Genomic DNA, 13226 nt, shown 5'->3' with positions numbered 1-13226 from the left:
TCCACCGCAAGACTCAGGCGATGCTCAGCTGCGTGACCTTGCTCACCGGCGCGAGGCGGGCCAGCTTCAGGGTCAGCACGCCGTTCTCCAGCTTGGCTTCGCTGGCGCCAGCGTCGATTTCCTGCGGGAGTTCGTAGGCGGCCTTGTACTGGCGCTTGGCTTCGGCGCGCGTTTCGATGCGCACCACCTGGCCTTCGATGCGGACGCCCAGGTCTTCACGGGCGATGCCGGGCACGTCCAGGCTCAGGGTCCAGCCCTGCTCGGTGCTTTCGACCTGCACGCCGCGGCCAGTCGGGAAGAAGGCGTCGTTGACGAAGCGCTCGAAGCCGCGGTCGAAGCTGCGGGGCGAGGCGAGGGCGGCGGAACGGATGGCGGGTGCGAACAGCATGTGTTTCTCCAGTCTGAAAGAGGGTCGATCCAGAGGCGCACGATGCGCCCCTTACACTGCGCGGCCTTTCAGTCGTGAGTGCCGCTTGAGGCCTATCTAGGCACCCTCCCAGCGGCTTTCAAGAGCATGTCCCAGACCTTTATTTCTCGTCGTCGCGTCTTGAAAAGCGGCGCGGCGGCGCTATGTGCATCGACCCTCGGCGGCCTGGTCCGAGCGCAGGGCGGGGCGCCCATCCGGCTTGCGCTGGTCGAGAGCCTGAGCGGCCCCTTCGCCAACACGGGCGAGGCCGTTTTCCGCAACCTGCTGTGGGCCGTGGAGCGGGTCAATGCCCGCGGCGGCATCGCGCTGCCGGGCGGTGCACGCCCGCTGCAGCTGGACCGCTACGACAGCAAGGGCCAGACCGAAGAGGCGCTGTCCGCTTTGCGCTCTGCCATCGACAACGGCGCGCAGGCGGTGCTGCAGGGCAACTCGTCCGCCACCGCCGCGGCCATCCTGGATGCGGTGGACAAGCACAACGAGCGGGACGCGCGCCGGCGGCTGCTCTTCCTCAACTACTCGGCGGTGGACCCGATCCTCACCAACGAGCGCTGCAGCTTCTGGCACTTCCGCTTCGACGCCCATGCCGACATGCGCGTGGCGGCGCTGATGGCCGTGTTCAAGGAAGACCGCGCCGTCGGCAGCGCCTACCTGATCGGCCAGGACTACAGCTTCGGCCAGGCCGTGCTGCGCGAGAGCCGCCGCCGCATCGCCGAGCTGCGCCCGGACGTGCGTATCGTGGGCGAGGAACTGCACCCCATGGGCAAGGTCAAGGACTTCGCGCCCTATGCCGTAAAGATCAAGGCCAGCGGCGCGCAGGCCGTGTTCACCGGCAACTGGGGCAACGACCTGACGCTGCTGGTCAAGGCGGCGCGCGAGGTCGGCTTCGAGGGCAAGTTCTACACCTTCTACGGCAATGCCCTGGGCGCGCCGGCCGCGCTGGGCGAGGCCGGCGTGGGCAAGGTGATCGCGGTGGCCGACTGGCTGCCCAACGTGCCGACGCCGGAATCCGCGGCCTTCTACAGGAGCTTCCGCGCGCGCTTTCCGAACCCGGCGGACGACTATGTGCACATGCGCATGCAGCTGATGATCGAGGCGCTGGCGCAGTCCATCGCCCAGGCCGGCAGCACCGAGGCGGCGGCCGTCGCCGCCAAGCTGGAGAACGCCAGGGTGTCGCTCGCCGGTCGCAGCGGTCGCATGCGTGCGGCGGACCATCAGTTCCAGCAGCCGCTGGTCGTGGGCATGATGGACCGCCAGGGCACGCCGGGCGTGGCCTTCGACGTCGAAGGCTCGGGCTACGGCTTCCGCGTCATCAAGGACATCGCGCCTGAAGTGGCCGAGCTCCCTACCACCTGCCGCATGCAGCGGCCCTGATCCCGAGGACACCCATGCGCCAAGCCATCGACAAGCTCGAAGCCTCCAAGATCCGCGAAGTGGCCAATGCCGGCATGGGCCGCAGCGACGTGCTGGCCTTCTGGTTCGGCGAGAGCGACGAAGTCACGCCCGAGCCGGTGCGCCGCGCCGCCATCGAATCCATCGAGCGTGGCGAGACCTTCTATGCGCACAACCTGGGCCTGCCCGAATTGCGCGAGGCCATCGCGCGCTATGCCTCGCGGCTGCATCCGGCCGTGGGCATGGAGCGCATCGCCGTCACCTCCGGCGGGGTCAGCGCGCTCATGATCGCCGTGCAGGCGTTGGTGGACCCAGGTGACGAGGTGGTGGCGGTGACGCCGGTCTGGCCCAACCTGACGGCGCAGCCGGCCATTCTGGGCGCCACGGTGCGCTGTCTGCCGCTGCAGCCCGTCGACGGCAACTGGACGCTGGACCTGGACGCGCTGCGCGCCGCGGTGACGCCCGCCACGCGCCTGCTCATCCTGAATGCCCCCAACAACCCCACCGGCTGGACGCTGACCCGCGCCGAGCAGCAGGCCATCCTGGACCACTGCCGGGCCACCGGCACCTGGATCCTGGCGGACGAGGTCTACGAGCGCCTGTATTACGCCGGCGACACCGCCAACGGCTGCGCGCCGAGCTTCCTGGACATCGCCATGACCGACGACCGGCTGGTGGTGGCGCACAGCTTCTCCAAGAGCTTCCTGATGACCGGCTGGCGCTTGGGCTGGCTGGTGGTGCCGCCGTCGCTGCAGGACAACGTCGGCACGCTGATCGAGTTCAACACCTCTTGCGCGAGCGTGTTCAGCCAGCGCGCCGGCATCGCCGCCCTGGCGCACGAGGCCGACATCACCCCGCGCGTGGTGGCGCACCTGCAGTCCTGCCGCGACACGCTGGTGCCGCTGCTGCAGCGCTTGCCGGGCCTGAAGGTGTCGGCTGCCAAGGGCGGCATGTACGCCTTCTTCCAGGTCGAGGGCGCGGCCGATTCGCTGGCGCTGGCCAAGCGTCTGGTGACCGAGGCCGGCCTGGGCCTGGCCCCTGGCAACGCCTTCGCGCCCGAGGCGCAGGGCTGGCTGCGCTGGTGTTTCGCGTCGCGCGACACCGGCCGGCTGGTTCAGGGCGTGGAGCGGCTTTCGGGTTGGCTGACCGGAAGCTGCTAGAATTTCAAGGCTTTGCGTGTTGCAAAGCTCCACGGCACCCCCGGTTCCAGGGAGTGCCGCAAGTCAACAACCCCGCGCCCACGGCCCCGCGTTTCAACCCCGCGGCCGCAGCAAGCCGGGAATCACAGGACAAAGTCATCATGATTTCTCTCGAAAAGAAGGCCGAGGTCGTCAAGGCCAATGCCCGCGCTGCCAACGACACCGGCAGTCCCGAAGTGCAGGTTGCCCTGCTCACGGCTCGCATCAACGAGCTGACCCCCCACTTCAAGCAGCATGCCAAGGACCACCACGGTCGCCGCGGCCTGCTGCGCATGGTGAGCCGCCGCCGCAAGCTGCTGGACTACCTGAAGTCCAAGGACGCCGAGCGCTACACCGCCCTGATCGCCAAGCTGGGCCTGCGCAAGTAAGCCGCTTCGCATCGCACGAACGCCTGAGTTAGCCCGCTAGCTCAGGCGTTTTTAACTTCGGAGACCGCAGAACGGATCGAAGCTGTGTCATTCCAACGGACCCCTTGGCAGAGGGCTTCGCTGGAATGGCATCGTGTTCCGCCCCTGCGCTCCGCCACCCGCGGACCGGCCTCGACGCCGGTTCCGCACCACCCAAGGAGCAGAGCATGAGCCTCTTCAACAAAGTCACCAAGAGCTTCCAGTGGGGCGACAAGACCGTCGTCATGGAAACCGGCGAGATCGCCCGCCAGGCCACCGGCGCCGTACTGGTGGACATCGACGGCACCGTGGTGCTGGCCACCGTCGTCGCCTCCAAGTCGGCCAAGCCCGGCCAGGACTTCTTCCCGCTGACCGTCGACTACATCGAGAAGACCTACGCCGCCGGCAAGATCCCCGGCAGCTTCTTCAAGCGCGAAGCCAAGCCGAGCGAACTCGAGACGCTGACCAGCCGCCTGATCGACCGCCCGATCCGCCCGCTGTTCCCCGAAGGCTTCCTGAACGAAGTGCACGTGGTCATCCACACGCTGTCGCTCAACCCCGAAGTCGACGCCGACATCGCCGCCATGATCGCCGTGAGCGCCGCCCTGTCGGTCTCGGGCATTCCGTTCAGCGGCCCCATCGGCGCCGCGCGCGTGGGCTACATCAACGGCCAGTACGTGCTGAACCCGGGCAAGACCGCCCGTGCCGACTCGCAGATGGACCTGGTGGTCGCCGGCACCGAAGCCGCCGTGCTGATGGTCGAGTCCGAAGCGCTGCAGCTGTCCGAAGAGATCATGCTGGGCGCCGTGGTCTTCGGCCACGAGCAGGGCAAGATCGCCATCGAGGCCATCCACCAGTTGACCCGTGAAGCCGGCAAGCCGCTGTGGACCGAGAATGGCACCTGGGCGCCCGAAGCCAAGGACGAGGCCTTCGAATCCAAGATCAAGGGCCTGGCCGAAGAGAAGCTGCGCGCCGTCTACCAGATCCGCAGCAAGCAGGCCCGCACGCAAGCCCTGCGCGAAGCCAACGCCAGCGTCTTCGAGGCGCTGAAGGCCGAAGGCGCCGAGTACGACGCCGGCAAGGTCAGCGACCTGCTGTTCGCCATCGAAGCCAACATCGTGCGCAGCCAGATCCTGCAGGGCGAGCCCCGCATCGATGGTCGCGACACGCGCACCGTGCGCCCCATCGAGATCCGCAACAGCGTGCTGCCCCGCACGCACGGCTCGGCCCTGTTCACCCGCGGCGAGACGCAGGCACTGGTCGTGACCACCCTGGGCACCGAGCGCGACGCGCAGCGCATCGACGCGCTGGCCGGCGAGTTCGAAGACCGCTTCCTGTTCCACTACAACATGCCTCCCTTCGCCACCGGCGAAGTGGGCCGCATGGGCTCCACCAAGCGCCGCGAAGTGGGCCACGGCCGCCTGGCCAAGCGCGCCCTGGTGGCCGTGCTGCCGCAGAAGTACGAGTTCCCCTACACCATCCGCGTGGTCAGCGAAATCACCGAATCCAACGGCTCCTCGTCGATGGCTTCGGTGTGCGGCGGCTGCCTGTCGATGATGGACGCTGGCGTGCCGCTGAAGGCGCACGTGGCCGGCATCGCCATGGGCCTGATCAAGGACGGCAACAAGTTCGCCGTGCTGACCGACATCCTGGGCGATGAAGATCATCTGGGCGACATGGACTTCAAGGTGGCCGGCACGACCAACGGCATCACCGCCCTGCAGATGGACATCAAGATCCAGGGCATCACCAAGGAAATCATGCAGGTCGCACTGGCCCAGGCCAAGGAAGCGCGCATGCACATCCTGGGCAAGATGCAGGACGCCATGGGCGAGGCCAAGGCCGAGATCTCGTCCTTCGCGCCCAAGCTCTACACCATGAAGATCAACCCCGAGAAGATCCGCGACGTGATCGGCAAGGGCGGCGCCACCATCCGCGCGCTGACCGAAGAGACCGGCACGCAGATCAACATCGAGGAAGACGGCACCATCACCATCGCCTCCAACGACAGCGCCAAGGCCGACGAGGCGAAGCGCCGCATCGAGGAGATCACGGCCGAGGTCGAGATCGGCAAGATCTACGAAGGCCCGGTCACCAAGATCCTGGACTTCGGCGCGCTGATCAACCTGCTGCCTGGCAAGGACGGCCTGCTGCACATCAGCCAGATCGCCCACGAGCGCGTGGAGAAGGTGACCGACTACCTGAGCGAAGGCCAGATCGTGAAGGTCAAGGTGCTCGAGACCGACGACAAGGGCCGTGTCAAGCTGTCGATGAAGGCGCTGGCCGAGCGTCCGGCCGGCATGCCCGAGTTCGGCGACCGCCCGCCGCGCGAAGACCGGGGCGAGCGCCGCGAACGTGGTGATCGGGGCGATCGCGGTGATCGTGGTGAGCGGCGCGAGCGCCCGCCGCGTGAAGAGCGTCAGGCGCGCGTGGAGCCCGGCAACAGCCAGGAGCCCGCAGCCGACGCCGCAGCCGCCGCTGCCGCGCAACAGCAGCAGGCCGCACCGCAGGGTGCCCAAGCCGGCGCCCAGGCGCCTGAGCAACAAGGCTGATCGGCCTTGACCCGAGGCCGGCAGTCCACCTTGCGTGGCCTGCCGGCTTTCGTCCATCACTGCCCTGAACAGGAGATCGCATGAAAGCCGTCGAGATCAGCAGCCATGGTGCCCCCGAGGTGCTTCGCCTGTGCACGCGCGACGATCCGCAGCCGAGCGCCGGCGAGCTGCTGATCCGCGTCGCGGCCAGCGGCGTGAATCGGCCCGATGTGCTGCAGCGCATGGGCCAATACCCGGTGCCGCCGGGTGCGTCGGACCTGCCGGGGCTGGAAGTCGCCGGCGAAATCGTCGGTGGCGACGCCGACGAACTGGCCCAGGCCGGCTTCAAGCTGGGCGACCGCGTCTGCGCGCTGGTGGCCGGCGGTGGTTACGCGCAGTTGTGCGTGGCGCCCATCGGCCAGTGCCTGCCGGTGCCCGAGGGCTGGTCGGACGTCGAGGCGGCAGCGCTGCCGGAGACCTTCTTCACCGTCTGGAGCAACGTGTTCGACCGCGGCCGCCTGCAGAAAGGTGAGACCTTCCTGGTGCAGGGCGGCACGAGCGGCATCGGCGTCACCGCGATCCAGCTGGCCAAGGCCTTTGGTGCGACGGTGATTGCCACGGCTGGCAGTGCCGACAAGTGCAGGGCCTGCCTGGACCTGGGTGCGGACCACGCCATCAACTACCGCGAGCAGGACTTCGCCGAAGAGGCCAAGCGCATCACCGATGGCCGTGGCGTGGACGTGATCCTCGACATGGTGGCCGGCGACTACGTGGCGCGCGAAGTGGGCTGCCTGGCCGAGGACGGCCGGCTGGTGATCATCGCGGTGCAGGGCGGCGTCGAGAGCGGCTTCAATGCCGGGCTGGTGCTGCGCCGCCGCCTGACGATCACGGGCTCCACGCTGCGCCCGCGACCCGTCGCCTTCAAGGCGGCCATTGCACGCAGCCTGCGCGAGAAGGTCTGGCCGTTGCTGGCCACGCGCCAGGGTGTACATCCGGTGATCCATTCCACATTCGAGGCGGCCGATGCCGCCAAGGCCCATGCGCTGATGCAGTCCAATCAGCACATCGGCAAGATCGTGCTGACCTGGTGAGGGGCAAGCAGGTTATCCATCAAGAACCATGAGCAAGAAAAAACAACTCATTGCTGGCAACTGGAAGATGAACGGCGGCCTGGCCGCCAACGAGGCGCTCATCGGTGCGCTTCGTCAGGGAGTGGGCCAGCCGGTGTGCGATGTCGCGGTGTGCGTGCCCGCGCCCTATCTGGCGCAGGTGCAGGTGCTGACGCAAGGCTCGCCCATCGCGCTCGGCGCGCAGGACGTGTCGGCGCATGCGCAGGGTGCCTATACGGGCGAGCAGTCGGTGGCCATGCTGAAGGAGTTCGGCACGCGCTATGCCATCGTGGGCCATTCGGAGCGTCGCCAGTACCACGGCGAGACCGACGAGTCCGTGGCCGCCAAGGCCGGCGCCGCGCTGGCCGGCGGCATCACGCCCATCGTGTGTGTGGGGGAGACGCTGGCCGAGCGTGAAGCCGGGCAGACGGAAGATGTGGTTCGGCGCCAGCTGGCCGCCGTGATCCATGCCAACGGCCACTGCATCAGCGAGATCGTCGTCGCCTACGAACCCGTGTGGGCCATCGGCACGGGCAAGACCGCCACGCCGGAAGAGGCGCAGGCCGTGCACGCCGTGCTGCGCGCGCAGCTGCAGCATGCGGCCGGCGATGCCGCCGCGCGCATCCGCATCCTCTACGGCGGCAGCATGAACGCGGCCAATGCCGCGTCGCTCCTGGCGCAGCCGGACATCGACGGCGGCCTCATCGGCGGTGCTTCGCTGAAGGCGCCCGATTTCCTCCAGATCATCGCGGCCGCGCGCTGAGGCGCCCGCACCCTTCAAGGAGCTCTCCAGACATGACCATCGTCCACAACATCCTCTTCGCCGTGCAGATCCTGGCCGCCATCGCCATGGTCGGCCTCATCCTCCTGCAGCACGGCAAGGGCGCCGACATGGGTGCTGCTTTCGGCAGCGGCAGTGCCGGCAGCCTGTTCGGCGCCAGCGGCAGTGCCAACTTCCTGTCGCGTACGACGGCTGTCCTGGCCGCCTTGTTCTTTGCCTGCACGCTGCTGCTGGCCTACTTTGGCACCCCCCGCGCAGCGGGCGGCGGCAGCCTGCTCGAGCGGGCGCCCATCACTGCTCCCGCTTCGCAGATCCCGGCGGGCAATGCGGTGCCGGCGCCTGCGGCGCCCGCCTCGGACGCGGCCCAGATCCCGGCCAAGTGACGCAGGTACGCCCTGGGCATCACTTTGTGATGCAGTCCCGTCCAAACCGGGGCATTTCAGGGTAAACTCCAAGGCTGCCCCGGAAAGCCAATAACCTTCTTGGTTCCTCATGCCATCCGGGGCAAGCGTAAACCGCCGTCGTGGTGAAATTGGTAGACACGCTATCTTGAGGGGGTAGTGGCGAAAGCTGTGCGAGTTCGAGTCTCGCCGACGGCACCAATCTGCACCGGCTGATGCGCCGCCCGCAACGGGTCCGGGCATCAGTCGGTGGCAAGCGGTGATAGAGCCCCCCGATGAACCTCGCGACCTACCTTCCCGTTCTGTTGTTCATTCTGGTGGGGGTGGCGGTAGGCATACTCCCGCAAGTTCTGGGCTTCGTTCTGGGCCCGAACCGGCCCGATGCGGCCAAGAATTCCCCTTACGAGTGCGGCTTCGAGGCGTTCGAGAACGCCCGCATGCAGTTCGACGTCCGCTACTACCTCGTCGCCATTCTCTTCATCCTCTTCGACCTGGAAATCGCCTTCCTCTTCCCGTGGGCCGTTGCCTTCAAGGAAGTGGGTCCGCTGGGCTTCTGGGCGGCGGTGGTGTTCCTGGCCATCCTCGTCGTGGGCTTTGCCTACGAGTGGAAAAAAGGCGCCCTGGATTGGGAATGAGGCGAAGCAACCCGAGAGGAAAAGCTGGCCATGGCCATTGAAGGTGTATTCAAGGAAGGCTTCATCACTACGTCCTACGACGCGGTGGTGAACTGGGCAAAGACGGGCTCGCTGTGGCCCATGACCTTCGGTCTTGCCTGCTGCGCGGTCGAGATGATGCACGCGGCCGCGGCCCGCTACGACATCGGCCGCTTCGGCGCGGAGGTGTTCCGTGCCAGCCCGCGCCAGTCCGATCTGATGATCGTGGCCGGCACGCTGTGCAACAAGATGGCGCCAGCCCTGCGCAAGGTGTACGACCAGATGGCCGAGCCCCGCTGGGTGCTCTCCATGGGCTCCTGCGCCAACGGCGGTGGCTACTACCACTACAGCTACTCCGTGGTGCGCGGCTGCGATCGCATCGTGCCGGTCGACGTCTACGTGCCCGGCTGCCCGCCCACGGCCGAGGCGCTGATCTACGGGATCATCCAGTTGCAGCAGAAGGTGCGCCGCACCAACACCATCGCGCGCGCCTGAGCGCGCCCCTCCCATGACATCGATTGCCATTGATCCGCAGGTCTTGAAGGACCAGCTCGCACTCGCCCTGGGCGACAAGGTGCGCGAGGTCAGCCTCGCGTTGGGCGAGGTGACGATCATCGTCAGCGCCGCCAATTACCTGGACGTAATGAAGACGCTGCGCGACACCGCCGGCATGCAGTTCGAGCAGCTCATCGACCTGTGCGGGATGGACTATTCCGCCTGGCGCGACGAGGTGTGGGAAGGCCCGCGCTTCGCCGTGGTGGCCCACCTGCTGTCGGTGAGCCTCAACCAGCGTGTGCGCGTGCGCGCCTTCTGTCCCGACGACGGCCTGCCGGTGATCGCTTCCGTCAACGAGTTGTGGGCGTCTGCCAACTGGTTCGAGCGTGAAGCTTTCGACCTGTACGGCATCGTCTTCGACGGCCACCCGGACCTGCGCCGCATCCTGACCGACTACGGCTTCATCGGCCATCCGTTCCGCAAGGACTTCCCGTTGTCCGGCCATGTCGAGATGCGCTACGACGAGCAAATGCAGCGCGTGGTGTACCAGCCGGTGACCATCGAGCCGCGCGAGATCACGCCGCGCGTGATCCGCGAAGAGCACTACGGCGGCCTGCACTGAACCCCCGACCGACCCATGGCTGAAATCAAGAACTACACGCTCAACTTCGGGCCGCAACACCCGGCCGCGCACGGTGTGCTGCGCCTGGTGCTGGAGCTCGACGGCGAAGTGGTGCAGCGCGCCGATCCGCACATCGGCCTGCTGCACCGCGCCACCGAGAAGCTGGCCGAGCACAAGACCTTCATCCAGTCGCTGCCCTACATGGACCGTCTCGACTACGTGTCCATGATGTGCAACGAGCATGCCTACTGCCTGGCCATCGAGAAGCTGCTCGGCCTGGAAGTGCCGATCCGCGCCCAGTACATCCGCGTGATGTTCTCGGAGATCACGCGCATGCTCAACCACCTGATGTGGCTGGGATCGCACGGCAACGACTGCGGCAGCTCCACGATCCTGATCTACGCCTTCCGCGAGCGCGAGGACCTGTTCGACGCCTACGAGGCCGTGTCGGGCGCGCGCATGCACGCGGCCTACTTCCGTCCGGGTGGCGTGTACCGCGACCTGCCGGACACGATGCCGCAGTACAAGCACAGCAAGATCAAGAACGCCAAGGCCCTCGCTCGCATGAACGAGAACCGCCAGGGTTCGCTGCTGGACTTCCTCGAAGACTTCACGAAGCGCTTCGATACCTACCTGGCCGAATACCACACGCTGCTGACCGACAACCGCATCTGGAAGCAGCGGACCGTGGGCATCGGCGTCATGGACGCCGACCGCGCGCTCAACCTGGGCCTGACGGGCCCGATGCTGCGCGGCTCGGGCATCGCCTGGGACCTGCGCAAGACCCAGCCCTACGACGTCTACGACCAGCTCGATTTCGACATCCCGGTGGGCAAGACCGGCGACTGCTACGACCGCTACCTCGTGCGCATGGAGGAGCTCAACCAGTCGAACCGCATCATTGCCCAGTGCGTGAAGTGGCTCAAGGCCAACCCCGGCCCGGTGATCACCGACAACCACAAGGTGGCGGCTCCCAAGCGTGAGGCCATGAAGGCCAACATGGAAGAGCTGATCCACCACTTCAAGCTCTTCACCGAGGGCTTTCGCGTGCCCGAGGGCGAGGCCTATGCCGCCGTCGAGCATCCCAAGGGCGAGTTCGGCATCTATCTGGTCAGCGACGGTGCCAACAAGCCTTACCGCCTGAAGATCCGGCCGCCGGGCTTCGTGCACCTGGCCGCGCTCGACGAGATGGCGCGCGGCCACATGCTGGCCGACACCGTGGCCATCATCGGCACGCTGGACATCGTCTTCGGAGAGATCGATCGATGAGCGATTCCCTCAACAATCCTCCCATCGCACCCGCGGCCCTGCCGCAGGACGTGCTGGACCGCTTCGCCCGCGAAGTCGCCAAGTACCCCGACAGCGACGCTGGCCGCCAGTCTGCCGTGATGGCCTGCCTGTCCATCGTGCAGCAGGTCTACGGCTGGGTGAGCGACGAAAACGAGGCCGCCGTGGCCGCCTACCTGGGCATGCCCCAGATCGCGGCGCGCGAGGTGACCACCTTCTACAACATGTACAACCAGCAGCCGGTGGGCAAGTTCAAGCTCAACGTCTGCACCAACCTGCCCTGCCAGCTGCGCGACGGCTACAAGGCGCTGCATCACCTGGAAGCCAAGCTGGGCATCAAGATGGGCGAGACCACGGCCGACGGCATGTTCACCCTGCAGCAAAGCGAATGCCTGGGCGCCTGCGCCGATTCGCCGGTGATGCTGGTCAACGACCGCACCATGTGCAGCTTCATGAGCAACGAGAAGCTCGATCAGCTGGTCGACGGCCTGCGTGCCGCCGAGCCGCAAGGGGAGAAGCGCTGATGACCCCCGACCAAGTCCTCTCGCAGTTCCGCGCCACCGGCGTGCAGACCTGCTTTCACGGTCGCCACATCGATCCGCAAATTTATGCCGGCCTGGACGGCACCAACTGGAGCATCGCCGACTATGAAGCGCGCGGTGGCTACCAGGCGCTGCGCAAGATCCTCACCGAGGGCCTGACGCAGGACCAGGTGATCGCCGAAGTGAAGTCCTCCGGCCTGCGCGGCCGTGGCGGCGCAGGCTTCCCGACCGGCCTCAAGTGGAGCTTCATGCCCCGCCAGTTCCCGGGCCAGAAGTACCTGGTCTGCAACTCGGACGAAGGCGAGCCCGGCACCTGCAAGGACCGCGACATCCTCATGTTCAACCCGCACATCGTCATCGAAGGCATGGCGATCGCGGCGTATGCCATGGGCATCAGCGTGGGCTACAACTACATCCACGGCGAGATCTTCGAGGTGTACGAACGCTTCGAGGCGGCCCTGGAGGAAGCGCGTGCCGCCGGCTACCTGGGCAGCAACATCATGGGCAGCAACTTCAGCTTCCAACTGCATGCGCACCATGGCTTCGGCGCCTACATCTGCGGTGAAGAGACGGCGCTGCTCGAGTCGCTGGAAGGCAAGAAGGGCCAGCCGCGCTTCAAGCCGCCGTTCCCCGCCAGCTTCGGCCTGTACGGCAAGCCGACCACCATCAACAACACCGAGACCTTCGCGGCGGTGCCCTGGATCATCCGCAACAGCGGTCAGGCCTACCTGGAGTGCGGCAAGCCCAATAACGGCGGCACCAAGATCTATTCGGTCTCGGGCGACGTCGAGATGCCCGGCAACTACGAAGTGCCGATGGGCACGCCCTTCTCCAAGCTGCTGGAACTGGCGGGTGGCGTGCGCAAGGGCCGCAAGCTCAAGGCGGTGATCCCGGGCGGCTCGTCCGCCCCGGTGCTGCCGGCCGACATCATGATGTCGTGCACGATGGACTACGACTCCATCGCCAAGGCTGGCTCCATGCTGGGTTCCGGCGCGGTCATCGTCATGGACGACAGCCGGTGCATGGTCGAGTCGCTCAAGCGCCTGTCGTACTTCTACATGCACGAGTCCTGCGGCCAGTGCACGCCCTGCCGCGAAGGCACCGGCTGGCTGTGGCGTGTGGTCGACCGCATCCACCATGGCGAGGGCCGCGCCTCCGACATGGACCTGCTGAATTCCGTGGCCGACAACATCCAGGGCCGCACGATCTGCGCGCTGGGCGATGCCGCGGCCATGCCCGTGCGCGCCATGCTGAAGCACTTCCGTCACGAGTTCGAGGCCATGGTGCCCGGCTACGTGCCGAAGACGCCCGCCCAGGCCTGATCGGGGAGCGAGAACCTCACATGATCGAAATCGAACTCGACGGCAAGAAGGTCGAAGTGGCCGAAGGCAGCATGGTCATGCA

14 protein-coding genes and 1 tRNA gene are annotated in these 13226 nt (G+C 66.8%); 14 read left to right on the top strand and 1 reads right to left on the bottom strand.

Annotated elements, in window-relative coordinates:
* Positions 1–13 precede the first annotated feature (13 nt).
* Positions 14–388: an Hsp20/alpha crystallin family protein gene (locus QZ772_RS02095; RefSeq protein ID WP_295522553.1), complete on the bottom strand. Its 375-nt coding sequence runs from the start codon at positions 386–388 to the stop codon at positions 14–16.
* 126 nt (positions 389–514) lie between these two features.
* Between QZ772_RS02095 and QZ772_RS02090 the strand changes: the two genes are divergently transcribed.
* The 14 genes from QZ772_RS02090 (at position 515) to nuoF (ending at position 13144) form a co-directional block, all read left to right on the top strand.
* The gene (locus QZ772_RS02090; protein WP_295522551.1) at positions 515–1798 is read left to right on the top strand and encodes a branched-chain amino acid ABC transporter substrate-binding protein; all 1284 of its coding nucleotides are present in this window, start codon (positions 515–517) and stop codon (positions 1796–1798) included.
* Between the two features lie 14 nt (positions 1799–1812).
* Entirely contained in the window at positions 1813–2976 is a 1164-nt protein-coding gene (locus QZ772_RS02085) for a pyridoxal phosphate-dependent aminotransferase (protein WP_295522549.1), read from the top strand.
* Between the two features lie 140 nt (positions 2977–3116).
* Positions 3117–3383: a 30S ribosomal protein S15 gene (rpsO, locus tag QZ772_RS02080; protein WP_058641609.1), complete on the top strand. Its 267-nt coding sequence runs from the start codon at positions 3117–3119 to the stop codon at positions 3381–3383.
* A 206-nt stretch (positions 3384–3589) separates the two neighbouring features.
* Complete coding sequence (pnp, locus tag QZ772_RS02075) at positions 3590–5953, top strand: polyribonucleotide nucleotidyltransferase (protein ID WP_295522546.1); 2364 nt, start codon at positions 3590–3592, stop codon at positions 5951–5953.
* Positions 5954–6033: 80 nt separating this feature from the next.
* The gene (locus tag QZ772_RS02070; protein ID WP_295522545.1) at positions 6034–7023 is read left to right on the top strand and encodes an NAD(P)H-quinone oxidoreductase; all 990 of its coding nucleotides are present in this window, start codon (positions 6034–6036) and stop codon (positions 7021–7023) included.
* Positions 7024–7051: 28 nt separating this feature from the next.
* Positions 7052–7804 carry a triose-phosphate isomerase gene (tpiA, locus tag QZ772_RS02065; protein WP_295522543.1) on the top strand — a complete coding sequence of 251 codons (753 nt, stop codon included), beginning with the start codon at positions 7052–7054 and terminating at the stop codon, positions 7802–7804.
* Between the two features lie 32 nt (positions 7805–7836).
* The gene (gene secG, locus QZ772_RS02060) at positions 7837–8205 is read left to right on the top strand and encodes a preprotein translocase subunit SecG (protein ID WP_295522542.1); all 369 of its coding nucleotides are present in this window, start codon (positions 7837–7839) and stop codon (positions 8203–8205) included.
* Positions 8206–8339: 134 nt separating this feature from the next.
* A tRNA-Leu gene (locus tag QZ772_RS02055) sits at positions 8340–8424 on the top strand.
* Positions 8425–8498: 74 nt separating this feature from the next.
* Entirely contained in the window at positions 8499–8858 is a 360-nt protein-coding gene (locus tag QZ772_RS02050) for an NADH-quinone oxidoreductase subunit A (RefSeq protein WP_017756932.1), read from the top strand.
* A gap of 30 nt (positions 8859–8888) precedes the next feature.
* Positions 8889–9371: an NADH-quinone oxidoreductase subunit B family protein gene (locus QZ772_RS02045; protein WP_017756931.1), complete on the top strand. Its 483-nt coding sequence runs from the start codon at positions 8889–8891 to the stop codon at positions 9369–9371.
* A 13-nt stretch (positions 9372–9384) separates the two neighbouring features.
* Positions 9385–9993, top strand: coding sequence for an NADH-quinone oxidoreductase subunit C (locus QZ772_RS02040; RefSeq protein ID WP_295522541.1), 609 nt, complete (start codon positions 9385–9387; stop codon positions 9991–9993).
* A gap of 15 nt (positions 9994–10008) precedes the next feature.
* A complete protein-coding gene (locus QZ772_RS02035; protein ID WP_295522540.1) occupies positions 10009–11262 on the top strand; it encodes an NADH-quinone oxidoreductase subunit D in 1254 nt (417 codons plus the stop codon).
* Positions 11259–11804: an NAD(P)H-dependent oxidoreductase subunit E gene (locus QZ772_RS02030; protein ID WP_017756928.1), complete on the top strand. Its 546-nt coding sequence runs from the start codon at positions 11259–11261 to the stop codon at positions 11802–11804. Before QZ772_RS02035 ends, QZ772_RS02030 begins: the two co-directional genes overlap by 4 nt.
* Positions 11804–13144, top strand: a complete 1341-nt coding sequence (gene nuoF / locus QZ772_RS02025) for an NADH-quinone oxidoreductase subunit NuoF (protein ID WP_295522539.1) — start codon at positions 11804–11806, stop codon at positions 13142–13144. The genes QZ772_RS02030 and nuoF overlap by 1 nt, the downstream gene beginning before the upstream one ends.
* The last annotated feature ends 82 nt before the right edge of the window (positions 13145–13226 follow it).

Origin of the sequence: uncultured Pseudacidovorax sp. (assembly GCF_913773995.1) — a bacterium.
Taxonomy (GTDB): Bacteria; Pseudomonadota; Gammaproteobacteria; order Burkholderiales; family Burkholderiaceae_C; genus Xenophilus.
This window is presented reverse-complemented; position numbering and strand designations above follow the sequence as displayed.

Excerpts from the sequence above, each read along its gene's own strand:
- QZ772_RS02095 (WP_295522553.1), bottom strand. The coding sequence starts at position 388 with ATGCTGTTCGCACCCGCCATCCGTTCCGCCGCCCTCGCCTCGCCCCGC.
- QZ772_RS02090 (WP_295522551.1), top strand. The coding sequence starts at position 515 with ATGTCCCAGACCTTTATTTCTCGTCGTCGCGTCTTGAAAAGCGGCGCG.
- QZ772_RS02085 (WP_295522549.1), top strand. The coding sequence starts at position 1,813 with ATGCGCCAAGCCATCGACAAGCTCGAAGCCTCCAAGATCCGCGAAGTG.
- rpsO (WP_058641609.1), top strand. The coding sequence starts at position 3,117 with ATGATTTCTCTCGAAAAGAAGGCCGAGGTCGTCAAGGCCAATGCCCGC.
- pnp (WP_295522546.1), top strand. The coding sequence starts at position 3,590 with ATGAGCCTCTTCAACAAAGTCACCAAGAGCTTCCAGTGGGGCGACAAG.
- QZ772_RS02070 (WP_295522545.1), top strand. The coding sequence starts at position 6,034 with ATGAAAGCCGTCGAGATCAGCAGCCATGGTGCCCCCGAGGTGCTTCGC.
- tpiA (WP_295522543.1), top strand. The coding sequence starts at position 7,052 with ATGAGCAAGAAAAAACAACTCATTGCTGGCAACTGGAAGATGAACGGC.
- secG (WP_295522542.1), top strand. The coding sequence starts at position 7,837 with ATGACCATCGTCCACAACATCCTCTTCGCCGTGCAGATCCTGGCCGCC.
- QZ772_RS02050 (WP_017756932.1), top strand. The coding sequence starts at position 8,499 with ATGAACCTCGCGACCTACCTTCCCGTTCTGTTGTTCATTCTGGTGGGG.
- QZ772_RS02045 (WP_017756931.1), top strand. The coding sequence starts at position 8,889 with ATGGCCATTGAAGGTGTATTCAAGGAAGGCTTCATCACTACGTCCTAC.
- QZ772_RS02040 (WP_295522541.1), top strand. The coding sequence starts at position 9,385 with ATGACATCGATTGCCATTGATCCGCAGGTCTTGAAGGACCAGCTCGCA.
- QZ772_RS02035 (WP_295522540.1), top strand. The coding sequence starts at position 10,009 with ATGGCTGAAATCAAGAACTACACGCTCAACTTCGGGCCGCAACACCCG.
- QZ772_RS02030 (WP_017756928.1), top strand. The coding sequence starts at position 11,259 with ATGAGCGATTCCCTCAACAATCCTCCCATCGCACCCGCGGCCCTGCCG.
- nuoF (WP_295522539.1), top strand. The coding sequence starts at position 11,804 with ATGACCCCCGACCAAGTCCTCTCGCAGTTCCGCGCCACCGGCGTGCAG.